Origin of the sequence: Sporosarcina obsidiansis (assembly GCF_009651005.1) — a bacterium.
Lineage (GTDB): Bacteria > Bacillota > Bacilli > Bacillales_A > Planococcaceae > Sporosarcina > Sporosarcina obsidiansis.
The window spans coordinates 158,092-182,489 of record NZ_WHVW01000006.1; the positions used below are offsets into that span (position 1 = coordinate 158,092).

The 24,398-nt window shown below is 40.9% G+C and carries 26 protein-coding genes; 11 read left to right on the forward strand and 15 right to left on the reverse strand.

Annotated elements, in window-relative coordinates:
* Positions 1-74: 74 nt before the first annotated feature.
* The 6 genes from GD002_RS07465 to GD002_RS07490 form a co-directional block, all read right to left on the reverse strand.
* A complete protein-coding gene (locus GD002_RS07465) occupies positions 75-728 on the reverse strand; it encodes a precorrin-2 dehydrogenase/sirohydrochlorin ferrochelatase family protein (RefSeq protein WP_153731721.1) in 654 nt (217 codons plus the stop codon).
* Positions 709-1,470, reverse strand: a complete 762-nt coding sequence (locus GD002_RS07470) for a sirohydrochlorin chelatase (protein WP_153731722.1) — start codon at positions 1,468-1,470, stop codon at positions 709-711. Before GD002_RS07470 ends, GD002_RS07465 begins: the two co-directional genes overlap by 20 nt.
* The gene (gene cobA / locus GD002_RS07475; protein WP_153731723.1) at positions 1,467-2,243 is read right to left on the reverse strand and encodes a uroporphyrinogen-III C-methyltransferase; all 777 of its coding nucleotides are present in this window, start codon (positions 2,241-2,243) and stop codon (positions 1,467-1,469) included. Before cobA ends, GD002_RS07470 begins: the two co-directional genes overlap by 4 nt.
* Positions 2,244-2,255: 12 nt before the next feature.
* Complete coding sequence (gene cysC / locus GD002_RS07480; RefSeq protein ID WP_153731724.1) at positions 2,256-2,852, reverse strand: adenylyl-sulfate kinase; 597 nt, start codon at positions 2,850-2,852, stop codon at positions 2,256-2,258.
* Between the two features lie 12 nt (positions 2,853-2,864).
* The gene (gene sat / locus GD002_RS07485; protein WP_153731725.1) at positions 2,865-4,007 is read right to left on the reverse strand and encodes a sulfate adenylyltransferase; all 1,143 of its coding nucleotides are present in this window, start codon (positions 4,005-4,007) and stop codon (positions 2,865-2,867) included.
* Positions 4,008-4,071: 64 nt separating this feature from the next.
* Entirely contained in the window at positions 4,072-4,782 is a 711-nt protein-coding gene (locus GD002_RS07490; protein ID WP_153731726.1) for a phosphoadenylyl-sulfate reductase, read from the reverse strand.
* A 626-nt stretch (positions 4,783-5,408) separates the two neighbouring features.
* Here GD002_RS07490 and GD002_RS07495 point away from each other — a divergent pair.
* Positions 5,409-6,125: a YebC/PmpR family DNA-binding transcriptional regulator gene (locus GD002_RS07495; protein ID WP_153731727.1), complete on the forward strand. Its 717-nt coding sequence runs from the start codon at positions 5,409-5,411 to the stop codon at positions 6,123-6,125.
* A 55-nt stretch (positions 6,126-6,180) separates the two neighbouring features.
* Here GD002_RS07495 and GD002_RS07500 read toward each other — a convergent pair whose 3' ends face one another.
* A complete protein-coding gene (locus tag GD002_RS07500; protein ID WP_153731728.1) occupies positions 6,181-6,555 on the reverse strand; it encodes an SLAP domain-containing protein in 375 nt (124 codons plus the stop codon).
* Between the two features lie 250 nt (positions 6,556-6,805).
* Between GD002_RS07500 and GD002_RS07505 the strand changes: the two genes are divergently transcribed.
* The 3 genes from GD002_RS07505 (at position 6,806) to GD002_RS07515 (ending at position 9,262) form a co-directional block, all read left to right on the forward strand.
* On the forward strand, positions 6,806-7,273 hold the full coding sequence (locus GD002_RS07505) for a low molecular weight protein-tyrosine-phosphatase (RefSeq protein ID WP_153731729.1): 468 nt from the start codon (positions 6,806-6,808) through the stop codon (positions 7,271-7,273).
* Positions 7,270-7,971: an RluA family pseudouridine synthase gene (locus GD002_RS07510; RefSeq protein WP_153731730.1), complete on the forward strand. Its 702-nt coding sequence runs from the start codon at positions 7,270-7,272 to the stop codon at positions 7,969-7,971. Before GD002_RS07505 ends, GD002_RS07510 begins: the two co-directional genes overlap by 4 nt.
* A gap of 76 nt (positions 7,972-8,047) precedes the next feature.
* A complete protein-coding gene (locus GD002_RS07515; protein ID WP_153731731.1) occupies positions 8,048-9,262 on the forward strand; it encodes a carboxylate--amine ligase in 1,215 nt (404 codons plus the stop codon).
* Between the two features lie 140 nt (positions 9,263-9,402).
* On the opposite strand, the gene GD002_RS07520 is transcribed toward GD002_RS07515, so the two are convergent.
* Entirely contained in the window at positions 9,403-11,139 is a 1,737-nt protein-coding gene (locus GD002_RS07520; protein WP_228548324.1) for a methyl-accepting chemotaxis protein, read from the reverse strand.
* Positions 11,140-11,437: 298 nt separating this feature from the next.
* Between GD002_RS07520 and GD002_RS07525 the strand changes: the two genes are divergently transcribed.
* Both GD002_RS07525 and GD002_RS07530 read left to right on the forward strand, forming a co-directional pair.
* The gene (locus tag GD002_RS07525) at positions 11,438-12,481 is read left to right on the forward strand and encodes a lipid II:glycine glycyltransferase FemX (protein ID WP_153731733.1); all 1,044 of its coding nucleotides are present in this window, start codon (positions 11,438-11,440) and stop codon (positions 12,479-12,481) included.
* A gap of 40 nt (positions 12,482-12,521) precedes the next feature.
* Positions 12,522-13,700 (forward strand): DEAD/DEAH box helicase, encoded by a 1,179-nt coding sequence (locus tag GD002_RS07530; RefSeq protein ID WP_153731734.1) that lies wholly within the window; start codon positions 12,522-12,524, stop codon positions 13,698-13,700.
* An 82-nt stretch (positions 13,701-13,782) separates the two neighbouring features.
* Here GD002_RS07530 and map read toward each other — a convergent pair whose 3' ends face one another.
* From map to GD002_RS07545, 3 genes are all read right to left on the reverse strand, one after another.
* Complete coding sequence (gene map, locus GD002_RS07535) at positions 13,783-14,532, reverse strand: type I methionyl aminopeptidase (protein ID WP_153731735.1); 750 nt, start codon at positions 14,530-14,532, stop codon at positions 13,783-13,785.
* 95 nt (positions 14,533-14,627) lie between these two features.
* Entirely contained in the window at positions 14,628-14,969 is a 342-nt protein-coding gene (locus tag GD002_RS07540; RefSeq protein WP_153731736.1) for a DUF4870 domain-containing protein, read from the reverse strand.
* 113 nt (positions 14,970-15,082) lie between these two features.
* Positions 15,083-15,820, reverse strand: coding sequence for a tryptophan-rich sensory protein (locus GD002_RS07545; RefSeq protein WP_153731737.1), 738 nt, complete (start codon positions 15,818-15,820; stop codon positions 15,083-15,085).
* Positions 15,821-16,052: 232 nt separating this feature from the next.
* Between GD002_RS07545 and GD002_RS07550 the strand changes: the two genes are divergently transcribed.
* Complete coding sequence (locus GD002_RS07550; protein ID WP_153731738.1) at positions 16,053-16,598, forward strand: GNAT family N-acetyltransferase; 546 nt, start codon at positions 16,053-16,055, stop codon at positions 16,596-16,598.
* 116 nt (positions 16,599-16,714) lie between these two features.
* On the opposite strand, the gene GD002_RS07555 is transcribed toward GD002_RS07550, so the two are convergent.
* Both GD002_RS07555 and GD002_RS07560 read right to left on the reverse strand, forming a co-directional pair.
* Positions 16,715-17,290 carry a beta-class carbonic anhydrase gene (locus GD002_RS07555; RefSeq protein ID WP_153731739.1) on the reverse strand — a complete coding sequence of 192 codons (576 nt, stop codon included), beginning with the start codon at positions 17,288-17,290 and terminating at the stop codon, positions 16,715-16,717.
* 442 nt (positions 17,291-17,732) lie between these two features.
* A complete protein-coding gene (locus GD002_RS07560) occupies positions 17,733-18,965 on the reverse strand; it encodes an aminopeptidase (RefSeq protein ID WP_153731740.1) in 1,233 nt (410 codons plus the stop codon).
* A 186-nt stretch (positions 18,966-19,151) separates the two neighbouring features.
* Between GD002_RS07560 and motA the strand changes: the two genes are divergently transcribed.
* Complete coding sequence (gene motA, locus GD002_RS07565; RefSeq protein WP_153731741.1) at positions 19,152-19,967, forward strand: flagellar motor stator protein MotA; 816 nt, start codon at positions 19,152-19,154, stop codon at positions 19,965-19,967.
* Positions 19,951-20,718, forward strand: a complete 768-nt coding sequence (gene motB / locus GD002_RS07570; protein ID WP_153731742.1) for a flagellar motor protein MotB — start codon at positions 19,951-19,953, stop codon at positions 20,716-20,718. Before motA ends, motB begins: the two co-directional genes overlap by 17 nt.
* Positions 20,719-20,998: 280 nt before the next feature.
* On the opposite strand, the gene GD002_RS07575 is transcribed toward motB, so the two are convergent.
* Positions 20,999-21,220 (reverse strand): DUF1128 domain-containing protein, encoded by a 222-nt coding sequence (locus GD002_RS07575; RefSeq protein WP_153731743.1) that lies wholly within the window; start codon positions 21,218-21,220, stop codon positions 20,999-21,001.
* Between the two features lie 76 nt (positions 21,221-21,296).
* A complete protein-coding gene (locus GD002_RS07580; protein ID WP_153731744.1) occupies positions 21,297-22,652 on the reverse strand; it encodes an alanine/glycine:cation symporter family protein in 1,356 nt (451 codons plus the stop codon).
* A 224-nt stretch (positions 22,653-22,876) separates the two neighbouring features.
* Between GD002_RS07580 and GD002_RS07585 the strand changes: the two genes are divergently transcribed.
* Both GD002_RS07585 and GD002_RS07590 read left to right on the forward strand, forming a co-directional pair.
* A complete protein-coding gene (locus GD002_RS07585) occupies positions 22,877-23,317 on the forward strand; it encodes a YtxH domain-containing protein (protein ID WP_153731745.1) in 441 nt (146 codons plus the stop codon).
* 20 nt (positions 23,318-23,337) lie between these two features.
* Positions 23,338-24,285, forward strand: a complete 948-nt coding sequence (locus GD002_RS07590) for a YihY/virulence factor BrkB family protein (RefSeq protein ID WP_153731746.1) — start codon at positions 23,338-23,340, stop codon at positions 24,283-24,285.
* Positions 24,286-24,398 lie beyond the last annotated feature (113 nt).

The following is a 24,398-nucleotide window of genomic DNA, read 5'->3' on the forward strand; positions in this document are numbered from 1 at the left end:
CGCGGTGCAACTTTACTTTGGCTCGTTCCTCTTTTTATAATAGAAATAAAAAAGCAAGTAAGAGCAAATTTCTCTTACTTGCTTTTCAACGTCTCTATGTTTTCATGTTCGCTAGGAAAGGCATGCTGCAATTCATTCATAAACGTTTGACGTTCTTCATTATCATGTAAGTAGATTGGTTCAATGGCTTCTTTTAGCCATTTTCTACGCTCTGCACGATCTGTAATTTGTTGTTTTACGTAGTGACGGACGTCAGCCAGGAAATCTAAGTAGTCCTCATATCGTTCGTCATACTGCTCGGCAATATCGGTGCGTATTTTCTTTGCTAGCGAAGGGCTAGCCCCACTAGTGGATACACTAATGACTAATTTACCGCGTGACATGACAGCGGGAATCTGGGCGGTTCCTAGAGACGGATTGGAGGCATGGACGACTAGTTTGCCAGCTTCTTTTAATTGGCGGGCCAGTTCGTCGTTTACCTTTTCATTATCAGTTACTAACAAGGTTAAAAACGCGTCTGCTACATCTTCCCACTCCGCTTCTTTAGAGACGAGTCTGACTGCACCTTTTCGCGCTAGTGTAAGGAGGGACGGATGAAATGCAGGGCTGACTACAGTCGGACGGATACCGAATCTGTGCAAATTAAGTACTTTATGATAGGCGACAGATCCTCCACCAATCAATGTCACTTTAGAATCTCTCAAGTTCTCAAGCATGATGGGAAACATGGAGTTCGCACTTCCTTTCTGCGGCTTCATTTGCCCGTTCAATCAATATCGTATGAATCGCAGGATCATAACCCAGTGCTGGGCAAAGATGAATAGTAGTAGATGTGTTCAATTTCTTTAGACTGCGCTCAATTGTTTTCATTAAAATACCTGTAAACAAGAGATACGGCAAGATATAGAGGTTGGATGGCTGTTCGTCCAACAATCTTTCCAGTTCCTCTTCATAGGATGGTTCACAGGCTGCCAAAAAGCCGATACTCACATGACTCAAACCTGTTTTCTCTTGAAATAATTTTTTGATTTCTGCGAAGTCTTCTTTTGTTGTTGGATCGCTGCTTCCGCGTCCAATTAGCAAAATAGTAGCATCTTCAGCGATCTCTTTTGACGTTTCATGAAGTCGCTGGATCAATACATCGCTCATTCGCTCATCGACGCCAATTGGATCTCCATAATAAAGGGGGACATCTGGATAATGCATCATGATTTCCCGTAATTCTTGTGGAATGTCTACATTGGCGTGACCTGCTCGCAGTAACAAGAATGGTATCGCGACAATCTCCGTCGCTCCACGTTCAATACAGCGAGCAATCCCTTGTGCAATTGATGGCTCAGCTAATTCCAAGAAACAAGCCTCCTGGATAGGTGCCGCATTCGTTTTTATTGTTTTCTCAATGAACGCCAAAGCAGCCTGCTGTCCTGACTTTACGCGGCTGCCGTGGCAAATATATAGGATCGCCCTCATACCATCGCCTCGTGTAGACGACGTCCTTCATGTGACTCTTCAAACCATTGCAATTCATCGCGTAAGCGGACTACTTCACCGATAACAATCATGCTAGGATTTATTACATTTTCCTTCTTTGCGATTTCAGTCATTGTACTGAGCGTAGCTGTAACCGTGCGTTGAGTGTCTGTCGTTCCCCAATGTATGAATGCAACAGGGGTATTCGGGTCTTTCCCGTGGTTGATCAATTGTTTTTGGATATAAGGAAGGTTGCTGACTCCCATGTAAATAGCAAGTGTATCGATCCCTTTTGCCAGGGCTCGCCATTTTTCCTCTTCTTCAACACCTTCTTTTCGGTGGCCAGTCACAATCGCAAATGAAGCGCTGTAATCCCTATGTGTTACAGGAATACCTGCATAAGCAGGAGCTGCGATTCCGGATGTAATACCCGGAATCACTTCGAATGGGATGTGGTGCTCTACCGCAAACTTTGCTTCTTCACCGCCGCGACCAAAGATAAATGGATCGCCGCCCTTAAGACGTACGACTTGCTTACCAAGCTTTGCATGTTTGACCAATAAGTAATTGATCATGTCTTGTTGAACAAAATGATGCTTCGGTAGCTTACCAACAAAAATTAACTCTGCATCTGGTTTTGCATAGTGCAGGATTTCTTGGTTGATCAGTCTGTCATAAAGAATCACATCTGCTTGCTGTATCGCTTTTACTGCTTTGACGGTCAATAAATCAGGATCACCTGGACCTGCACCGACTAACCACACTTTTCCCATTCCAATCACTCCTTAATTAATCCATTTTTTGTCACGTAAATAGCCGATTAATTGCTCGACACATTCTTCTACTGTAAATTTGTCAGTTTCCAATGTTAGTTCTGGTTTTATAGGTGCTTCATAAGGAGACGAAATTCCAGTAAACTCCGGAATTACGCCAGCGCGTGCTTTCTCATACAAACCTTTAGGATCACGTTGCTCACATGCATCCAATGGACAGCTAATATAGACTTCTACAAATTCATCTTCTTCCACTAAACGTCTTACACTGTCTCGATCTTCTTGAAAAGGGGAGATGAATGCAGTGAAAACGAGTTGACCGCTATCAATAAATAATTTGGCGACTTCTCCGATTCTACGGATATTTTCTTTTCGGGCTTCATCTGAAAATCCAAGATCGCTGTTCAATCCATGACGCACATTGTCACCATCCAACACATACGTATTCGCACCAAGATCATGTAACCGACGAGCAGCTGCATTGGCGATTGTGGACTTTCCTGACCCCGACAGACCGGTGAAATAAAGAACAGCGCTGTGGTGACGATTTTTTGCCCGTTGTTCTTTCTTTGTTACCAATTGTTCATGCCATACAATATTCTTTGACATACCGCTCTCTCCTCACTTCACCAATTCTGTTTGCTGTAAGCCTTTAATCAGAACATCAACTACTTCTTTGCGACTGAATTCTGCTGGAGGAAGAACACCATTTTTCAGCATTTCACGTACTTTCGTTCCGGACAGAATCACATGATGTTCGTTGGAATGCGGGCAAGTTTTCGGTGTCGCCATATTGCCGCAAGCAGTACAATAAAAGCTGTGTTCAAAGAACAGAAGCGTAATGCCAATTTCTTCTGCAGTGAAATTCGAGAAAATTTCCTGAGCTTCATACGTGCCATAGTAGTCGCCGACACCGGCATGATCGCGACCGACAATGAAGTGTGTGCAGCCATAATTTTTTCTCACGAGTGCATGGAAAATGGCTTCACGAGGACCGGCGTAACGCATTGCAGCAGGGAAGACAGCTAACTTCACACGATCTTCCGGATAATAATCTCGCAATAATACTTGATAGCTTTCCATGCGGACGTCAGCCGGAATGTCATCGGATTTCGTTTCCCCTACGAGCGGATTTAATAAGAGAGCATCGACAATTTCAAGCGCGGTCTTCTGAATATACTCATGCGCGCGGTGAACAGGATTACGTGTCTGAAAGCCAACAATACGCTTCCACCCATTCGCAGCAAAGGCCTGACGAGTTTCTGCTGGATCAAAATAAAATTCAGCAAATGCTTTTCGTTCAATCCGTTTGATCAGTTTAATGGGGCCTCCCAGGTACACATGCCCTCGTTCCAATAGTTTGGCAACACCTGGATGTTCACGTTCCACTGTTTTGTAAACTTTCTCTGCTTCCAGTTGCTGATCGGGTTCAAAAATATCAGTAATCGTGAGCGTCCCATAAATATCACCTTCATACTCCAATAACACGGTTTCACCCAGTGAATACAGAGAACCATCCTTAACAGGTAATGTGATCGGTAAGCTCCAGACGGTACCATTTGCTAATCTCATATCGTTGACAACTGATTGATAATCAGCAGATGATAGAAATCCTGTTAACGGACTGTATGCACCTGTAGCGATTAATTCTAAATCGCTAACTGCTGTTGCATCGATAGAAATGGTTTTCTTAAGTCCATCAATTGAAAGAGAAGGGTCGAATAAGTTTACTAAACTGCCGCCGTGTGGTTGTATCGTTGTCATTTTTAACACCTATCCTTTTATTTAATTAGTCATATAGAAATACTAGGTTTTATATCGAAATTTTTTACGGAGTATGCAGACCACATTCCGTCTTGCCGCTTCCTGTCCAGCGACCTGAACGTAAGTCTTCTTCGCTGTATGCAGGTTTTGTGCAATTGGCACAGCCAATGCTTGGATACCCTTGATCATGGAGTACGTTGTAATCGAGTTGGTGTTTATGGGCAAATCTCCACACATCTTTCCACGTCCAATGAATGAGCGGGCATACTTTAATCTTTTTGAAGCGCTGATCCAAATTTAAATATTCAGTAGCTTGCCGAGTTTCCGATTGCTCTCTGCGCAATCCCGAAATCCAAGCAGTCGAAGGGGCAATTGCTTGCTCTAAAGGTTTAATTTTTCGTAAGTCACAGCATTGATTTGGATTGGTTTTCCAAAGATCCACGCCATATTGGTCTGATTGTTCATCAATTGTTAATGCGGGTTGCTGCATATGAATCTGGAGCTGTGGATAACGTTTCTTCACTTTTTCGATTGTTTCATATGTTTCTTTGAAATGATAGTTGGTGTCTAGGAAGATTATTTTGGCATCTGCCTTCACGCGGGAAATTAATTCAAGCAATACGATTCCTTCAATACCGAAACTACAAGCGTACACTAGCTTTTCTCCATAATGATCGTACGCCCATTGCAATACCTCTGATGCCCCCTTTGTTTCAGAATCAGTTGGAAACTCCGGTAATGTGGGAGTGTCTTTCCATGATTCAAATGTGATCATTCCATCCCCTCGCTCACTTTTTATATTTCCTTTAGTTTACCAGAGAATTAAAAATAGTCAATACAAATTAGAATAGTAGGGTTTGAAAATTAGATTTTTCTATTAATGGAAGTGTGAGATGAGTGTTGCTGTTATCGCTGACCTCGCAGTTGTGCCTTCGTTGGTGTTTAGTATCTTTATGTAAAACCATTTCATTCTGTTACTGGTTTAGTTGGAGGTATCATCTTGTTGTGTAGAGTGAGTGGTCCTAGTACCGCTACGGCGCTTTCGGGATTGCCTTACGCCTGGAGCCAACAAGCAAAGGGTGCTAGTTGTCTCCTAGCTTCGGCTGACCCCGCAGTTGCGCCTTCGCTAGTGAGTGGTATCTGTATGTAAAGCCAATTCAATCTGAGACATTTTCAGTTGAAGCTATCTTTACCTGATCTTGTAAGGTGAGTGGTTCTTGTATCGGTGCGAGATTGCATTTGCTAGAGAGTGTGAGTGTTAGGTAAGGTCTTTCTGTTTTTTTGCTTATCTCTAAAGTCAAAATTAACTTCCAACGTTTTTTACTTTTCATGTCAAATCTCTATTGGTATACTAAAAGATAGAAGTAAACCATTCTAACTAAAGGAAAGAGTGTGCACCGAATGGGCCGTAAATGGAATAATATTAAAGAGAAAAAAGCGTCTAAGGATGCGAATACTAGTAGGATCTATGCGAAGTTTGGACGGGAAATTTATGTAGCAGCCAAACAAGGTGATCCCAATCCTGAATCTAACCAAGCGCTGAAGTTCGTGCTGGAGCGCGCTAAAACATACAGTGTTCCGAAAGCGATTATCGACCGTGCGATAGAAAAGGCAAAAGGTGGCGGTGATGAAAACTTTGATGAGCTCCGCTATGAAGGCTTTGGAGTCAATGGCTCGATGGTCATCGTGGATGCGCTAACGAATAACGTCAATCGAACTGCCTCTGAAGTGCGGGCGGCTTTCGGGAAAAATGGTGGAAACATGGGGGTCAGCGGTTCTGTTGCCTATATGTTCGATCCCTCTGCAATTATCGGTCTTGAAGGAAAGACTGCTGACGAAGTATTGGATTTATTGCTCGAAGCAGATGTAGAAGTGCGCGATATTGAAGAGCAAGATGATCAGGTGCTTGTCTATGCAGAACCATCTCAGTTCCACGAAGTGCAAGAAGCGTTTCGTCAAGCAGGCGTGACCGAATTCACTGTTGCGGAACTTACTATGATCGCGCAAAATGAAATTTCGTTGGATGAAGAAGCGCAAGCGCAGTTTGAAAAAATGATCGATGCACTAGACGATTTGGAAGACGTTCAGCAAGTTCATCATAATGTAGACTTAGCGTAAAAAAAGCAGTTGCTTCTCACTCCGAGTAGCAACTGCTTTTTTTTGTGCGAATTGCTTATTCGACTGACACCTGCCAAGAAATGGTTGGTTCTTCTGTGCTCAGTATGTGTTCGGGTGAGAATACAAAAGACCAAGGAGTTGCAGTATAAGGATCAATGTCCAATGAGACGGAGAAGTTTGCTTTAGCCACTATATCCTGTTGGTCATTCAGCACGCATGGCGTTATTTCGCGAATAGATAATTTGGTAGAACTATTGTTTTGTAAAAACACTGTTGCCACCAATCCACCATTTCGCTTTCTTTTCAACAGTATTGGACTAGCAGCAAATACGTCGTTAATTGGTTCCTTTGTTTTAAACTGTTGGATAAATGCTTGTTTCTGTTGGTCTGACAACGTATCCTCCCAAGTTTTTTCAAATATAATCTGCATACGGCAGACCTCCTTTAGTTGATAATATTCTCCAATATTGAGTTTTTAGTCCTGTTTTTTTAATTCCCTCACCATAGTCTTTTTCAAAAGACGAAAATCATTAAGCCTAAGTTCCTTGATATAAAATGTTAAGTCGAATAACGATGTAATAGACTATGTTTCTACCTAGTAGTGCGCGCTGAATGGTCACTAGGAATGATGTATACTAGGATATGTAACGATCATCATAGTTAGAAAGGGAGAGTTTGTTATGATTCGAGTTTTATTTGTCTGTTTAGGGAATATTTGTCGTTCGCCTATGGCAGAAGGAGTTTTCCGGAAAATGGTGCACGATGAACGTTTGACCGATCGAATTGAAGTAGACTCCGCAGGCACGAGTGACTGGCATGTCGGAAAGCCACCGCATAAAGGCACGTTATCAAAGTTGGCTGAATATGACGTATCTGTGGATGGGATGGCAGGTCGTCAACTAACAGCTGCAGATGCAGATGATTTTGATTATATCATTGGTATGGATACAGAGAATATCACCAATATCCGAAATCGGTTTGGAGATACCCATCATCAGCGCATTATTCGGTTTTTGGACTTGACGAGTCACCAAAAAGACGTACCCGACCCATATTTCACTGGTGATTTTCAAGAAACCTACGATTTGGTGCTCGAAGGATGCCAGGCATTATTGGAACTCATTAAGAAAGAGGAATTTCCTAAATGAATATTCCCATCCTATATGAAGACAATCATTTGTTAGTTATTGAGAAGCCGATAAACGTTCCGGTGCAGGGAGACCGGAGCGGAGATATAGACATATTGTCTGCTCTAAAGAAAGACTTGAAAAGGCGCTACCAAAAGCCGGGGAATGTCTACTTAGGTCTTGTGCATCGACTAGATCGGCCTGTGGGTGGGGTGATGGTTTTTGCGAAAACGTCCAAGGCAGCATCACGGTTATCTGATCAATTACGCAAAGGGATGATTGAACGATACTACTTGGCGATTGTTCGCGGAGTGCCCAAAAAGAAGCAGGGAACCCTTCGACATTACCTCTATAAGAATCGAAAAAAGAATCAGGTATATAGTGTAGATCGGAAACATACTGAAGCAAAGGCAGCCAGTTTGGATTATCGGCTACTTGGAAAGATTTCAAAAAAGAGTTTATTGACTGTTCGTCTCCACACGGGGCGTTCTCATCAAATTCGAGTACAGATGGCAGCAGAAGGGTTTCCGCTGTATGGAGATCAGAAGTATGGTAGTCAGATTAATACACATGGAGAGCAAATTGCATTATGGGCGCATACCCTAGAACTTACACATCCAACGACGAAGGAAAAACTGTCGTTTGTATCAAAGCCTCCCCGTCTATACCCTTGGGAACTTTGGAACGACACCGATCAAGTTTATCAAACATATGGTTAGTGAGGAACTGCAGTTTCTTGACTTACGTATTTGAGACATCTACACTTAAATGGAAAAACGTATGCTGGAGGAATTTATGAGTAAGCATCCCTTTATACCGATTATCGTCGGAACCAATATTAATGCCTATAATATGGCAATTTCTTTTCACGAGGAATATCAAATAAAATCTGTCCTTGTTGGAAGAGAGCCATTGCCTTTTACAAGTTACAGTTCAATTACCGATATCCAAGAACTTCATCCAGGTTTGCATGATCCTAAAGTGTTTGTTCAATTTTTGCGTGAAGTGGCCAATAAATACCGTACAACTGACCAAAAGCTTGTGCTCGTCGGTACCGATGATTTGTATGTACGACTCATTATCGAACAGCGAGAAGCATTGCAAGATGATTTCTTGTTCAATTATATTGATGAAGAGATCATGAATGAAGTGTATATTAAAAAGAACTTTTATGAACTTTGTGCTGCACACGGTATCGATACACCTTCTACTTATTTTCATTCTTGTAAATCTGATGAACCGTTTACAGAAGAGGTAATGTTTCCAGTCATCATTAAGCCGAGTGATGGTGTACAGTATTATCGCCACCCGTTTGAGGGACTTCAAAAGATCTATAAAGTGGATACATATGAAGAAATCAATCGCATTATTCAAATGGTGAAAGCGAGTGGCTATACGGAAGATTTGATCATTCAGGATTTTATTCCGGGAGATGATACGTATATGTGGGATGCCGTTTATTATGCGGATCAGCATGGTAGACCACAGTTGATTACCTTTGCGCAAGTCGTATTGCAAGAGCGGGCGATGACAGCAATCGGGAACTATACGGCATTAATTACCCGTTATCACGAAGAGATGATGACGAAGTTGGCGAAATTCCTGGAAGCCATTGGTTATGTCGGCTATGGAAATTTCGATTTGAAATATGATGAGCGTGATGGTAAGTTTAAAGTGTTTGAAGTGAATATCCGTCAAGGCCGTTCTAGCTATTATATTACGCAATGCGGACAAAATATGGCAAAGTACTTGGTGGATGATTTAGTCTATGGCATTGAAAAGCCATTGACTTATTTGAATGAGCATTTCTTGTTTACGGTAGTGCCAAAAGCGGTGTTACATAAGTTTGTGGATAACCCTCCTATTGAAAAAGAAATCCGTTCCTTGATCAAAGCTGGTAAGTTCGGTAATCCATTGTTTTATCGTAAAGATCATCATTTGAAACGGAAGTTGTATTTACTGATGAGACAGATTAATTATTATAAGAAATATAAGAATGCAGTTGATTAAAAAAAGACATCCCGGCGTGTTTGCGTAGGGATGTCTTTTTTCAAGTAGAGAGGGCTAAGCTATATTAGCGTCGAGGCAAAATCATCTCTATGAAGAGCTGCCTTACGCCTCTCGCAGTTAACCGCCCCATTTGCTTTACATTAGTTAAACCTATCGACTAGATCATGCATTTTCTCCGCTTCAGTGTGTAAATCGAGTGAAGCGTGCATGATGGTGTTTATGGCTGCTTTCTGTTCGTCGATGGATGCGTTGACTTGTTCTGTCGCTGCAGCAGATTCAGCGGCGACGGATGCGATCTGATTAATGGCTTGTACGACAAATTGCCGATTTTGATCCATGCTGTTCATGTCGTTTTCCATTGACCGCAGCAGGCTTGTAATGTTTTCGATGGAGCCGGATAATTGTTCAAAAGCATCTTTGGTCTCTAAAATCGTACCTGCTTGATTACTCGACAGATCAAGCGTGTGCTTCATTTGGTTTTCAGCCGATGTAGTGTCTTTTCTGATATGGACTAGTAGGTCTCGAACTCTAGTAGTTGCTTCATTCGTGTCTTCTGATAATTGCCGAACTTCATTGGCGACAACAGCGAATCCTTTTCCGTGCTCGCCTGCGCGTGCGGCTTCTATACTAGCATTCAGTGCAAGCAAGTTTGTTTGTTCTGAGATGGATGAAATCGTTTGGACAATTGTTTGAATTTCGTTCATTCGCAATACTAGTTGCGAGAAGTTTCCTTGCAAATCATTAATCACTACACTGAAATCCTTGGAGTTTTCTTCTAAGTTCTCAGCTTTCTCCATACCGGAGCTTTGCAGATTGTTAATGCTATTCATCTCTGTGATGACATGTTCGTATTGTTTGGTTGCATTTGAAATAAGTGTGGATAATTGGTCTACTTTATTGATGGCGTTCTCCGCTTCTTCAGCTTGTGTCACGGCGCCAGATGATACTTCAGTAATTGCGCTGTGGATTTCATCTGCTGATGCCGTAGCTTCTTCGGTGATGGCGCTTAGTGTTTCGGAAGATGCTCTCATTCGATCAGATGATTGCCTTGTATGGCCTACCATTTCGTTTAAACTATTTTTCATTTCGTTTACATTTTCTGCTAAATGCCCCAATTCATCACGAGACCGGATAGGGATATCCTCACCTGTTAGCTTACCTTGCGCGATTTGTGCGGTAATTAACCGGATGTTTTTAATATATGACGTCAGTCGACCAGAAAATATGGAAAACAGAGCAACACCAGCAACGACAGCAATAACTACTGATATCAGTGTATACCAAAGGACGTTTTTAGCTCCCGCATTGAAATCCACCAAGTATGTACCAGCGGCAATGATCCAACCCCAATGTGGATCCTGAAGACTATAGGTGATTTTAGGTGCTTCGACATTTAAGTTTGTAGGTAGCGGCCAATCATATTGCACATATCCGCCTCCATTTTTCGCTTCAGAAATCACTTCGCGAATAAAGTACCTGCCGTCTTTGGTTTTCGTTTCATACAGACTTTCCCCTTCTTTTTGAGGATGGACAAGCAAGGTGCCTTTTTCATCTACAACATAGAAGTAGAAATTCTCACCGTATTTTGCAGGGTTGTCCAAGGAACGTGTTCCACCGTCGGTCAAAGGGGCTCCCATAATTTTTAATTTCGCGCGATCTTGTGCCTCTTGCAAAGAAAGTGTTCCATTTTCAACTTGTACATTTAATTCATCAATTAGATCCAATACCGCATAAGTTCCATTCTGCAGTCCCATTTCCCCAACAATTTCTAATTCTTGCTTTGCAACAAAGTAGTTGACGATTCCGACCACCAGTAATGGAATCAAAATAACTAAAGCTGCAAGCGCTATCAATTTATTACGTACTGAGCCTTTCACTATGTATATCCCCCTTTACGTTCTAACACACGTGAAACTTTTATCCCCTTGTTCTAGTATAGGCTATTCTGAGTAATAACGGAATAGTTTCTAGCATTTAACATGTAAATTTTAACTGCATCTAGTTGAGGCCTCGAAACAAGGTTCATTCATCTCTTCGTTTCTTGACTTGAAAAATGCAGTAGGCTACACTTAATAGAGCTGTGGCTGTACCATTCTTTCAAAAATCTACACTTTTTTGGAGCGGTTAGAAATATGGATTGTACGGAGCTATAGTAACGTAAGGAGTGTTCCAGCAGTGCCGATTTTAGATAAAAACATAGTAGATGATGTTAAAAGATATGAAACGTTTGTGAGAAATTCACCATTCAGATCGATCACCCAAGATCCTAATTGGGCGAATGTGAAAGATGATTGGGGAAATGAGCAAGTATATGTAGAGCGCGAAGGGGAAATAGTGGCAGCGATGTCCTTGCTGATCAAAAGAGTTCCAGGTGGATATTCATTATTATACGCTCCACGGGGCCCGATTTGTGATTTGCATGATCGAGAACTGGTGGAAGAATTGCTGAAAGAAGCTGAAGTGCTTGTTACGAAATATAAAGCATTCGCGTTGAAGATGGATCCTGAACAACTCTTTACAGAAGAATTGGATAAGATATATCGCAATGCCGGTTACATAGTACGTAACGTGGGCGCTGGAAAAGAGGATTTGATCCAGCCTCGTTACAATATGATTGTGAAATTAACAGATGAAGATCCAGATTCCTTAATGCTCAAGTTCCGAGGTCGAACGAGAAGTAAAATTCGAAGTTCAGAGCGCAAAGGGGTTGAGGTTTCCTATGCTCGAAGTGACGAATATTTGAAAAAATTCTTCGAAATCTATGAAGAGATGTCTGTGCGAAATCAAATTTCTATTCGTTCGTATGATTACTTTTTGAAAATGCGTGATGCGTTCGATGACTTGCGTATTTATTTGGCTAAGCATGAAGAAGATTATTTGGCTGGTGCCGTGACCATTAATTACAATGGGAAATTATATTATCTTTATGCCGGCAGTTCCAATACAAAACGAAATTTGAATCCGAGTTATTTGATGAACTATGAAATGATGAAGTGGGGATTGGAAATCGGTGCTGAGCAGTATGATCTCGGTGGGGTATTTGTCCTTGATAGCGAACAAGACGGGTTATATAATTTCAAAAATAGTTTTTGTCAAAAAGATGGTGTAACCGAGTTTATTGGCGAAATAGATAAAGTATACAATCCATTAATATATAACATGTTTGTAAAAGTGGTGCCTAAAATTCAAAAGATGAAAAAGAAGCTTCAAAAAAAATAACCGGTTGAACATCCTCAACTATAAGAAAAGAGTGAACCGAATGACTTTTTTAGATGAGCTGAATGAATCTTTGCGCACAAAATGGAAATTTAAACAGCCCATGCCGATCCAGAAGCTAATGATTCCTGAAATGCTAGCTGGAAAAGATATTGTGGCGGAATCGCCGACAGGCACAGGTAAAACATTGGCATATGTCTTGCCGTTGATTCAAATGGTTAATGGAGATTTGCCGAAAACGCAGGCGTTGATTATTACACCATCTCAGGAGCTATCGATGCAAATTGTCAACGTAATTCGCGATTTGGTCGAGGGTACTTCTGTTACGGTTACCCAGCTGATCGGTGGCGCAAATATGCAGCGTCAAATAGAGAAGCTAAAGAAAAAGCCAACAATTGTTGTAGGTACGCCAGGCAGATTAAATGAGCTGGTGAAAGAGAAACGATTGAAGATGTATGATATACAATATGTGGTGGTCGATGAAGGGGATCAGTTGCTATCTCGTGAATATCGAGTAATGGTGAAAAATTTGATTGAATCAGCAAACCCAGAACATCAGTTGGCGGTCGTATCAGCGACGATTACAGAAGAAATTGAGCTCGTTGCAAAGCGAATGATGAAAAATCCAATTCGTCTACAAGTGAATGCAGATGAGATTCCAAATAGTGGACATGTCATTCATTCGTTTATAAAAGTGGATGATCGTAAGAAGACAGATGTGCTACGGGGGCTTTCTGCGTTATCGGGTGTGCGTGCGCTTACCTTTATGAATAATGTAGACCAATTGCGAATGAAAGAGCTAAAGTTATTGTATAATGATGCCCCGATTGCTGTTCTCTATTCCGACATGAAGAAGTTTGATCGTCAGAAGACACTTGAGGAATTTAGACAAGGTAATGTCCGAGTACTTATTGCTACTGACTTGGCAGCTCGTGGATTGGACATAGAAGGGCTGACGCATGTCATCCATGTAGATGTGCCACATACAGTAGAGCAATATTTACATCGTTCAGGACGTACAGGACGTGCCGGGGCGGATGGTGAGGTATTAACGTTATTGTCTTACGCTGAGGAGCGAGATTATCGAAAAGTCACGAAAGGCATCAAGACAGTGCAAAAAGTGTGGTACAGTGGACAATTGGTCGAAGGGAATGCAAAGACCCTTGAAGAAATGAAAAAAGCTGCACCGAAGAAATCAAAGCCAAAACAAAAAAAGAAATAAACAGAAAGAGCATCGCTGTGCTGGCGTTTGCTCTTTTCTTACGTAAAAAAGAGCATTTGCGTCTGGCAAATGCTCCGTAACTTCAATCAAGAGAAGTTAGAATAATTGGCTTATCTTTCGTAACAACGATCGTATGCTCAATTTGGGCGACTAACGATTTATCTGGAGTAGCAAACGTCCAGCCGTCATCTAGTTCCAGCACATGCTCGGCTTTCTGTGAAATAAATGGCTCTACTGCTAGCACCATACCTTCTTTTAAAAGCGCCTTATCCCAAGGATCAAAGTAGTTTAGGATATGTTGTGGTTCTTCATGAAGGGATGTTCCAATACCGTGTCCTGTCAAATTTTTAATGACATGCAGACCGTGATCTTTTGCTTCTCGTTCCACAGCTTTTCCGATCTGATTTAGACTAGCACCTGCTTTGACTTTCAATAAAGCGCGTTCTAGTGAAGACTTCGCCACATCACATAACTTTTGTTTGTTTTCATCGGGAGTACCCACTACAAATGAAATGCCTGTATCCGCAAAATAACCATCTCGCGAGCCGGAAACGTCGACATTTACAAGATCACCATCTTGAATGACATAACTACCTGGAATGCCATGAGCCACTTCGTGATTGACGCTAATACAAGTGTATCCAGGGAAATCATATTGGTCGATTGGCGCAGAAACCGCACCTTTTTCTGAAAACAACCGTCCTGCAAGCTCATCAAGCTCTTTTGTCGTGATGCCTGGCACTGCAGCTTTTTTCAACGCCTCCCGAATTTCCGCAACGATTCGTCCGATGTTACGCAAACCCGCTAATTGTTCTTCGTTTTTTACAATCATGTTCACAAGTCCTTTCTTCCGTACAAAATATTCATTTCATACTATATCATACTCTATCAATGAATTTTTAATGATTTGCCCGAAACTTTACTTGTCTATTTCAACACTTTAATTCCCTGATAGACGTTCCAAATTAGCACCACGAAAAAAAGTGCGCTGTATAAAGCAATAAAAAGGAAAGGGACAATGCCCCAAAACATGAAATTGCCATCTGAAGACATGACAGATTGTGTATTGAAGGAAAAGATAGAAAAGGACAGAATGATAAAACCAGCAATTAATAAAGCCATCGGAATGATGTGGGAGATTAATGACTTCTTCGCATGGCGTCGAACTTCAAATTCATCCGTCACAAAATATATGATGGCAGGTAGCAGAAGAGGTGCGAAAAAGATACTGAAGTAACAAAGAGAGGATAGTAATTTTTTATTTGACATATCGTGACCTCCAATACTTTCCTTCCTAGCATGTTAGTTCTTACTGTAACCTATACCCAAACTTTATTAAATCATCACATAAAAAAACACTACTACAAGAGTTTGCAGCAGTGTCATACTTTTTGTTGTTTGGAAAAACGTTTTCCCATGATCAAACTGAACGCAATCACAGCAGAAAGAAATAAAGCCGCTGTAGAGACAAATAATTCATCCGTTCCATTTTTGATGGCAATTCCGATGAATGACCAGATGACGATGAGATTAAATATGGAATCATGATAATGATACATGAAATGTAAAGCGATTGCTGTAGCGAGACTTAAAAAAATTACGGTCCATAAAGGATCGCTCAGTCCCCAACCTGACCAATCATGGAATTTAAAAGCATAATATGTGTTAGCGATCACAGCGATAAAAATCCATCCCATATATGCGGAAATTGGTAGCCGTTCCCGATTTCTGTTATCTATTTTGGGATAACTGAAATAGAAGACTAACAAGCATATTAATAAGCCAATGACACTTACAATTGCCCAGTAGTAATAGCCGTAATGCCAGAGCAATAGCCATGCGATATTCAAAAAGCAGCTGAGACAAAAACAAATGGACCGTAAATTGGCCACCGATGATAAAAGTCCAGCTGAAGTTTTAGAAAACGAGTATAACCAACGCACTAATAGCAAATCAAGTACGATCCAAATAGAAAAGACATATTCGGCCGGCATGAACAGCACAGGGACTCGATTAGCTATTTCCCATGTGGTCAATCCATTTAGTGGGATCAAATTTGCGGCGATATGAGTTCCAATCATGATGAGTAACGAAAGTACCATCAAAATTATTCTTAGCATGATAAAATCCTCCTGATGAATAGTATACATAGAAATCATGTCTATAGAAGGTGAAAGTATGAATTTTCCTTTACAAATAAGAAAAGATGGCGTTATGTTGTCTTGTAGAGGCAAAAAATACTATAATGGATAAAAGTCAAAACTGGTAAGCAGCATTGATTCTTCTGTACATTCATAAAAATGAATGGAATATAAAGAAAGAATAGAATGCTTCGAAAAGGATGAGGAGAAAATGATTTTATTGGAAGGAGAGCAGTGTTATTTACGGATTCTGACTGAGGATGATGCCTATCAGTTCACCCAGCTGCTCATTGCAAATAAAGACTATTGGACAGAGTTTGAACCTCGACATGATAACAGCTATTATACCGTTTCCATGCAGCGTGATAAAATCCGTGAATCTCTCTATCAAATGCGTGATCGAAGAGAGTATAACTTCGGGATTTTTGATTCGAAATCAAGCATGATCATTGGTCAGATCTCCTTGTATAGCATTAAACGATTGCCTTTCTCCAGTGGTTTTGTTGGCTATTCCATTGATCAGAATCAAACCGGCAGGGGAATCGGTACCGAAGCTGTTAGGTTGATCAACCATTTTGCGTTTGAGAAAGCTAATTTACATCGGGTGGAAGCCTATGTGTCTCCTCGTAATGGAGGCTCCGTAAAAGTCTTAGAGAAGGCTGGCTTTCAACGGGAGGGGTTGTTACGCGAACTATTGTTCATTAATGGCGTGTGGGAAGATCACTATATGTATGCAATCATTGAAAGTGATTATTGAAAGGGCAAGACCGCGTGGCGGAAATGGATTACGAAAATAAAGAACCGGCTCTTCGAATAGAAGAAGCCGGTTCTTTATATGGAGATACATAGTTTGGTGAAATGAAATAAGGAGAATTAAGCTTTCACCGATACGTCATAACCGTTTTCAATAATGTCGAGTTTTCCATTTTCAGGATGAATGACAAGACCATGAACATTGACGTCTGTAGGCATGAGCGGATGATTCTTAATAGCATCCACACTTTTTTTCACACTCTCGGTCACATCGCTGAATCCGTGTAACCAAGCCTCCATATCAATGCCAGAGTACTCAAGTGTTGTAAAGATGGAGGGATCAATTCCTCGTTTAATCATACTATCCACAATCCGGGAAGTGTCAATTGAACTCATACCACAATCATGATGACCGATTACATATACTTCATCCGCTTGTAATTCATAAACAGCCACTAAGACACTTCGCATCAGACCACCAAATGGATGAGTGATGATCGCTCCAGCACTTTTGATGATTTTAGCGTCACCGTTTTTTAGATTCATTGCTTTCGGAAGCAATTCGATCAATCTCGTGTCCATACAAGTTAGTATGACAATCCGCTTATTTGGAAACTTCGTGGTGACAAACTCTTCGTATTTTTTATCTTCTACGAACGCTTGATTGTAATTCATAATTTCGGATAATGATGTCATGTTAATAACCCTCCTGGACTGTTTTAACTATTTGATAGTAGGTAAAAGAAAAGAGTCGCCAAAGAGGCAACTCTTGTTATCTGAATTTAACAGAATTCTCCCGCATAATCCAAATAAAAGCCTCCGATTAAAGTCGAAGGTATATCTAGCCATCAAGTGAGATCTGTACCAGATGTGCCTGGTACGAATTCAATTTAGTTGTTTGATTCAGGTTTTGGATCAATGATCACTGAGTCAGATGAATCCAGTGCTTTAGCCAAATAGTGCATTGTAAACCAGGATGCTAATCCAAGAACAACCATGTAACCAATAACTGTAGTATACATTAAGCCCATCTGTAAGCCCCTCTTTCCATTTATGATATGTTCTATACCTTATTATACACGATTTTAAAATGAAATTTAAGAGCTTCCAGGAAAGTTTGAAGAAATTGTGACGAATTTTAGAAAGCCCAATTTCCTTTACGGAAGAGGGGTTCCACTGTGCCATCAGCTAAAATCCCATCAATATCCATAGATTCAGAACCGATCATAAAATCCACATGTGTCAGACTTTGGTTTAAACCATTCGCTTGCAATTGATCGGAGTCCATTTCTTTTCCTCCGTCCAGACAGAAGGCATAAGCACTGCCGATTGCTAAATGATTGGAAGCATTTTCGTCAAACAATGTATTATAAAATAAAATATTTGAATTGGAAATAGGTGAGTTATGTGGAACCAATGCCACTTCACCTAAAAACTTGGCTCCATCATCCGTTTCAATAAGCTGTTTGAGGATTTCTTCTCCTAATTCAGCAGAAACATCCGTTATCGCCCCATCTTTGAATGTGAGCTTAAAACGATCAATGATAGTCCCCGCATAGCTGAGTGGCTTCGTACTAGAAACATAGCCATTGACGCCATTTTTTAGTGGCGCTGTAAAGACTTCTTCTGTTGGCATATTGGCCATGAATTCATGACCATCTTTATTAATGCTACCTGCTCCACACCATAAGTGCTTTTCCGGTAATTCTATTGTTAAATCTGTACCAGGCGCTGTATAATGGAGCTTGAGATAATGTTTTCCATTTAAATAATTGACTTTTTCATGTAAGTTTTCATCATGTCGTTTCCAAGCTTTCACAGGATTTGGCTGATCAGCTCGTACAGCACGTAGTATAGCATCCCACAACGCTGGAACTTGGTCTTCCACTGGCTTGTCAGGGAAAATTTTTGCTGCCCATGCAGGGGAGGCAGCGGCAATCACTGTCCAGCTGAATTTATCCGCTTGCATTGCTTGTCTAAACTTGCTAAGTGCAGTGCTCGAAGCTTTTTGATTATCGCGAATTCGGTTCGGTTCAATGCCATTCAATAAATCTGGATCTTGTGAAACGATGGACATGAATGCTGCACCCTTGTCAGCAAGCTGTTCGCGCTCCATCTTCTTCCAAGAAGGGAAGTCAGAAAAGGAATCAGCTGGAGCCTTTTCATAACGTAGACGAGTAACTACGTCGTCTACCCAGTCAACAAATACTTGTCTAGCGCCTGCTTCATAGGCTTTTTCAACAATTAGCCGAACCAATTGAGTAGTTTCTGTAGAGGCACTAATAAATAAATATTGATCTCGCTGAATATTCACGCCTACTTTAATTGCTAATTCAGCGTAATTAGAAAGTTGTTCTTGAAATTGATCCATCATGACATCCCCTTTACAAGTAATATGTCAATAGTATCAAGGGCAGAATGGGCTTAGCAATAATAAAGCAATAGGAATATTAAGAAATGCCATAAATTCATCACGATTAGTCGTTCATTTCCCCTAAAGAACCACGATATTTGACCGAAATAATAAGAAGAATGCAGTACTTGGAGGCTTTTAATTATGGATTTATCCACAGTAGTAGGTTTAGTTATAGGTTTAGTGGCACTTCTCGTGGGGATGACGCTTAAAGGGGTAACGCCTGACGCGCTCCTCAACCCAGCGGCTATCCTGATCATCATTGCGGGAACGATTGCGGCTGTTGTCATCGCCTTTCCAATGAATGAATTAAAAAGAGTGCCCAAGTTATTCAAAATCATTTTCACGCAGCAAAAACTTGCTTCTGATGCGGATTTGATCCGTTTATTTTCTTCTTGGGCAGATGTAGCTAGACGTGAAGGGCTTTTAGCATTAGAAGCAAAAACAGATGAAATTGACGATCCGTTTTTAAAAAATGGACTTGGCTTGGCGATCGATGGACAAAATGCCGACTATATACGCGATGTATTGAGTGAAGAAGTGGAAGCGATGCAAGAGAGACACTCTGTTGGTGCGCTCATTTTTTCACAGGCGGGTACATATGCACCGACACTTGGGGTACTTGGAGCAGTTGTCGGATTGATTGCAGCGCTGAAAGACATGAATAATATTGAGGCGCTTGGCTATGCAATTTCTGCAGCGTTTATTGCAACGTTGTTAGGAATTTTTACTGGATATGTACTTTGGCATCCTTTTTCTAACAAACTCGTACGTAAGTCGAAAGAAGAAGTTAGACAGAAGACGATGGTCATTGAAGGAATCCTTTCCGTGTTAGAAGGGGAAGCGCCACGTGTAATTGAACAGAAACTTGCATCTTATCTATCTGTAGAAGACCGGAAGAAGCTAGCTTCAGACAGCAACGATGGCAAGGGGGCTGGTCAGGTTGTCGAAGAAACGTAAGAAAAAGAAGCATGAGATCGAACATATCAATGAATCCTGGTTGCTGCCTTACGCCGACTTATTGACGCTATTACTTGCACTTTTTATCGTGCTTTTCGCCACCAGCTCTATGGATGAGGGTCGTTTCCAACAAATGTCCGCTGTGTTCAGTGAAATATTCGAAAGTGGTAGTGGAATTATGAGTGAATCGGCTCCAACGAATGTACCTGTCCCAGACGATTCAGTAGGGGAGTTGAACGAAAATTCTTCTTATATAGAAGATCAGCAGTCGTTAGGTGAGATGCAGGCCGATTTAGATGAATATATAGCAGTGAATGAACTGGAGAATCAATTTGATACGCAACTGACAAGTGAGGGATTGCTACTCACCATACGTGATAGCGTCTTGTTCAAATCAGGAGAAGCGACAATCAGCCCAGAATATATAGGGCTGGCGCATGATATTTCACAGTTGCTTACGCTTGATCGTCCTCGTCAAGTCGTTATAACGGGACATACCGACGATATTCCAATTAGTAATTCGCAGTATTCATCCAACTGGGAATTGAGCGTTATGCGTGCGGTTAAATTTCTAAAAATTATTGTAGAAAGCAATGAGGTTGATCCGAATCTTTTCAGCGCAAAAGGATATGGAGAATATAAGCCGATTGTGCCGAATGATTCTCCTGAAAATCGTAGTAAAAATAGAAGGGTAGAAGTGCTCATCCAACCACTTGTGCTAAAAGATGGTACGAGTGTAGTACCTGAATAAAATAAAAGAGCCTGTCCGAAAAGTCGTTTCACACTTGACTTTTCGGGCGGCTCTTATTTTTTTATGGTTAGGAAAATTTCTATTCTTCCTAGGCTGTTTTTAAGAAGGTGAAAAATGCGGTGAACGACTCGTTTGGCTGGTTGTGTGGTATGTAATACTCGGTCGGAAATCTCACCTAATCGCTCATAGAAACCACATATGCGATCATAAACCCCAGTCAACCGCTCATAGCTGCAAAAAAACTGCCACTGAAAGATATTTCACTTTCAGGACAGCTCCTTTATTTGCGTAAAGCACCAAGTTCTGCAGCAATTGCTTGCATCTCATTTGGTGTAATATTATTTCGCTTCATGACCATTTCATACATATAGAGCAAGTCTTCATACTGCTCCGTGCTGAAATGTTCGGATTTCATGGCATCAACATTGACCATGCGAAGCTTTTCTTTAATCTTTTCAATCATGTATGCAATATTCTCTGGAGTTTGGGTAGTTAAATCCATACTAGAACCGCCTTTCTATCATATCAAATTCATCATTTCATGAAAGTGAGAGGCTGTCAACTGAACTGACGATAGATTATTTGCTTTGTTCTTCTTTTTCTTCGTCAATTTTCTTCTTGAAACGTCTTGTTTCCATTACAACAATACCAGACAAACCTAGAAGTCCAATTAAGTTTGGAATTGCCATAAGTCCGTTTAAGACATCTGCTAAAATCCATACAAGATCAAGTGAAGCAGTGGCTCCAACGTAAATGAAGAGTACGAAAATTACACGATAAATGAGAACGGCTTTACGGTTTGGTACTAGATACTGGAAGCACTTCTCACCGTAATAACTCCATCCCAATATTGTGGATGTAGCGAAGAAAATAAGACCAATGGATACCAAAATTGGACCGATCCCGCCCAAAAATGATCCAAAAGCTTCGGCAGTCAATGCTCCAGCGTCTATTGAGCTGTCTTTCCATTTATCACTCATAACAATTGTAACGCCCGTGATAGAACAAATGATCAGTGTATCGAATAAAACCTGTGTCATAGATACGAGCGCTTGTCGTCCAGGATAATCCGTTTTTGCTGCTGCAGCGGCAATTGGTGCAGAACCAAGACCTGCTTCATTGGAGAAAAGACCTCTTGCAACACCGAAACGAATAACGGCGCCAATTGCACCACCTGCTACAGCTTGCCCTGTGAATGCATCTGTGAAGATGAGACCAAATGCGGCAGGAACGTGTTCAATATTCAAGACCATAACAATCGCACCTGCGATGAAATAGAAAAGTGCCATAATAGGAACGAAAAATGCAGTTACCCGGCCAATTGACTTGATACCACCGAGAATAACGAGTGCGCCGAAAATTAATAGAGCGACACCTGTAATATAATGAGGGACATCGAACGTATTACTCATGACATCCGCAACGGCCTTAGATTGCGTTCCGTTACCGATTCCAAAAGCTGCTAATGCGCCAAAGATAGCGAAAAGGACCCCTAGCCATTTTTGCTTCAAACCATGTTCTAAATAATACATTGGACCGCCAGCCATTAAACCGTTGGAATCTTTGACGCGATATTTTACAGCAAGAATAGCTTCACTGTATTTGGTTGCCATTCCGAAGAATCCAGCTAGCCACATCCAGAAAATAGCTCCTGGACCACCCGCAACAACTGCAGAAGCGACACCGACAATGTTTCCGACACCTACTGTGGCAGCCATTGCGGTCATTAATGCTTGGAATTGGGAGATATCCCCATCAGCTGTTTTATCATGCTTTCTTGAAAATACTTGTTTTAGTGAATAAGGTAATAAGCGCAATTGTATGAATGTCAAACGTAACGTTAAATATATTCCGGTACCAATCAATAATATTAGTAGCGGGGGTCCCCAAATTAAATCAGACGCGCTGGTCAAAAAATTTGTAATCTTCTCCATTTCATCCCCTCCATTTTCTCTGTATTCTGTTTTGATAACTTACCAAAATAGTAAACGCTCATCTCCTTTCATTAAAAGTTTTATATTCTAATGTTATTGTTAATAATCCAAAAAATAGAACGATTCGTCAAGCTTTTTTTCAATAAAGTGTCACATTGATTGTTTGGTAACTGTCAGTGTGGGTATAATGAAGTGAAAGGTTAACGTGATAGGAGGCGAATTTCATGGGTTCAAACAAGCTTGGAAAGTTTGTCTTAGGCGGTGCATTGCTTGGAGCAGCTGTGAGTATGCTGGATCGCACAACGAGACAATTAACAATTAGTTCTGTAAAAGTGTCATATGAAAAAGCACTTTACTACAAAGAAAATCCAGAGGTCGTAAAAAAACAACTTCAAGAAAAGAAAGACAAAGTGCAAACTATCTATGAGCAAGTAAAAGGTGATGTAGACTATATTAAATCGCAAGTAGATGAGATTAAGACGCTGACTCCACAAGTGAAAGAAATGTTTGCGGAAACAAAGGAAGCGTTTGCTGATTCCAAAACAGAATATCAGCAGATTATTGAGGATGAACCAACTGCGACGTCTAGCACTTCTACTCAACAGGATGCTACATTACCACCAATGATTCAAAAAAAAAACGTCATACCACTAGAGAACCAATAAATGAAAGGGGGACGCATGAGATGAATCATCATAAGGCTACCCCTTCTTCAACTTCCGAACAACCATCTAAAACCGCCAGAGTGAAAGGTTTTGTTAAAGACATAAAAGACGGTGAAGAAAATGATTTCAATCCGGCTACAACGAGCGGCTTCTTTAAAGAACTGATTATTCGAGTGAAGGAAATGGATGTCTCTGCGGCTGGTTCGCAGTTAGCGTTCTTTTTTCTATTGTCATTATTCCCTCTATTAATCTTTCTTTTCACGCTTCTGCCTTATTTACATTTAGACCAAAGTCAAATCTTCATGTTCATTCGTGAATATGCGCCTGGCAGTACAGCGGATTTAATTGAAACAACGTTGTCAGAAGTGTTGGATAACCGTAATGGTGGCTTGCTGTCTATTGGGATACTCGCAACAATCTGGTCAGCTTCAAAGGGTATGGGTGCAGTTTCAAAAGGTTTAAATGAGGCGTATGAAGTGGATGAGGATCGAAACTTTTTCGTTTCAAAAGGATTGTCGATTGCCTTTACAATTATGTTAATCGGTACAGTGGTTGTAGCATTGGTTTTACCGGTATTCGGTGAGCCAATAGGAAGGGTTTTGTTCTCTGTTTTTGGACTTGAAGATTCATTCTTATCTATGTGGACAAATATACGCTTATTCATTCCACCAGTGCTGATATTTGTTGTATTTTCATTATTATATTGGTTAGTTCCCGATATTAGATTAAGTTATAAGAGTGTCATCCCTGGGTCGATTTTTGCAACCCTTGGGTGGATTATCACCTCAGTAGCTTTCTCTTTTTATATTAGTAATTTTGGAAGCTATGCCAATACGTACGGTAGTATTGGAGGGATTATCGTTCTCATCATGTGGCTCTATCTATCAGCTATTATTCTAATGCTTGGTGGACTGATCAATGCAGTCATGAAGGATCGTTATGAACGTAAAAAGCAGCAAGCGGCATGATAAAACAGGCAAGAAAGGAAGAATTCCTTACTTGCCTCAGACTGTAGACAAAAGGGTGGGAAATCGTCACGATTTCCCACTCTTTTGTTATTTCTGTTCTAGAACCAGAGAAA

What these genes read in the sequence shown, in the direction of transcription:
- GD002_RS07585 (WP_153731745.1), top strand. Translation starts at nt 22,877, where the DNA reads ATGGGTTCAAACAAGCTTGGAAAGTTTGTCTTAGGCGGTGCATTGCTT.
- GD002_RS07545 (WP_153731737.1), bottom strand. Translation starts at nt 15,820, where the DNA reads ATGCTAAGAATAATTTTGATGGTACTTTCGTTACTCATCATGATTGGA.
- GD002_RS07465 (WP_153731721.1), bottom strand. Translation starts at nt 728, where the DNA reads ATGTTTCCCATCATGCTTGAGAACTTGAGAGATTCTAAAGTGACATTG.
- GD002_RS07530 (WP_153731734.1), top strand. Translation starts at nt 12,522, where the DNA reads ATGACTTTTTTAGATGAGCTGAATGAATCTTTGCGCACAAAATGGAAA.
- map (WP_153731735.1), bottom strand. Translation starts at nt 14,532, where the DNA reads ATGATTGTAAAAAACGAAGAACAATTAGCGGGTTTGCGTAACATCGGA.
- cysC (WP_153731724.1), bottom strand. Translation starts at nt 2,852, where the DNA reads ATGTCAAAGAATATTGTATGGCATGAACAATTGGTAACAAAGAAAGAA.
- GD002_RS07555 (WP_153731739.1), bottom strand. Translation starts at nt 17,290, where the DNA reads ATGACATCATTATCCGAAATTATGAATTACAATCAAGCGTTCGTAGAA.
- sat (WP_153731725.1), bottom strand. Translation starts at nt 4,007, where the DNA reads ATGACAACGATACAACCACACGGCGGCAGTTTAGTAAACTTATTCGAC.
- GD002_RS07500 (WP_153731728.1), bottom strand. Translation starts at nt 6,555, where the DNA reads ATGCAGATTATATTTGAAAAAACTTGGGAGGATACGTTGTCAGACCAA.
- GD002_RS07505 (WP_153731729.1), top strand. Translation starts at nt 6,806, where the DNA reads ATGATTCGAGTTTTATTTGTCTGTTTAGGGAATATTTGTCGTTCGCCT.
- motA (WP_153731741.1), top strand. Translation starts at nt 19,152, where the DNA reads ATGGATTTATCCACAGTAGTAGGTTTAGTTATAGGTTTAGTGGCACTT.
- GD002_RS07580 (WP_153731744.1), bottom strand. Translation starts at nt 22,652, where the DNA reads ATGGAGAAGATTACAAATTTTTTGACCAGCGCGTCTGATTTAATTTGG.
- GD002_RS07510 (WP_153731730.1), top strand. Translation starts at nt 7,270, where the DNA reads ATGAATATTCCCATCCTATATGAAGACAATCATTTGTTAGTTATTGAG.
- GD002_RS07590 (WP_153731746.1), top strand. Translation starts at nt 23,338, where the DNA reads ATGAATCATCATAAGGCTACCCCTTCTTCAACTTCCGAACAACCATCT.
- GD002_RS07490 (WP_153731726.1), bottom strand. Translation starts at nt 4,782, where the DNA reads ATGATCACATTTGAATCATGGAAAGACACTCCCACATTACCGGAGTTT.
- GD002_RS07560 (WP_153731740.1), bottom strand. Translation starts at nt 18,965, where the DNA reads ATGGATCAATTTCAAGAACAACTTTCTAATTACGCTGAATTAGCAATT.
- GD002_RS07515 (WP_153731731.1), top strand. Translation starts at nt 8,048, where the DNA reads ATGAGTAAGCATCCCTTTATACCGATTATCGTCGGAACCAATATTAAT.
- GD002_RS07550 (WP_153731738.1), top strand. Translation starts at nt 16,053, where the DNA reads ATGATTTTATTGGAAGGAGAGCAGTGTTATTTACGGATTCTGACTGAG.
- GD002_RS07575 (WP_153731743.1), bottom strand. Translation starts at nt 21,220, where the DNA reads ATGGATTTAACTACCCAAACTCCAGAGAATATTGCATACATGATTGAA.
- cobA (WP_153731723.1), bottom strand. Translation starts at nt 2,243, where the DNA reads ATGGGAAAAGTGTGGTTAGTCGGTGCAGGTCCAGGTGATCCTGATTTA.
- GD002_RS07540 (WP_153731736.1), bottom strand. Translation starts at nt 14,969, where the DNA reads ATGTCAAATAAAAAATTACTATCCTCTCTTTGTTACTTCAGTATCTTT.
- GD002_RS07495 (WP_153731727.1), top strand. Translation starts at nt 5,409, where the DNA reads ATGGGCCGTAAATGGAATAATATTAAAGAGAAAAAAGCGTCTAAGGAT.
- GD002_RS07470 (WP_153731722.1), bottom strand. Translation starts at nt 1,470, where the DNA reads ATGAGGGCGATCCTATATATTTGCCACGGCAGCCGCGTAAAGTCAGGA.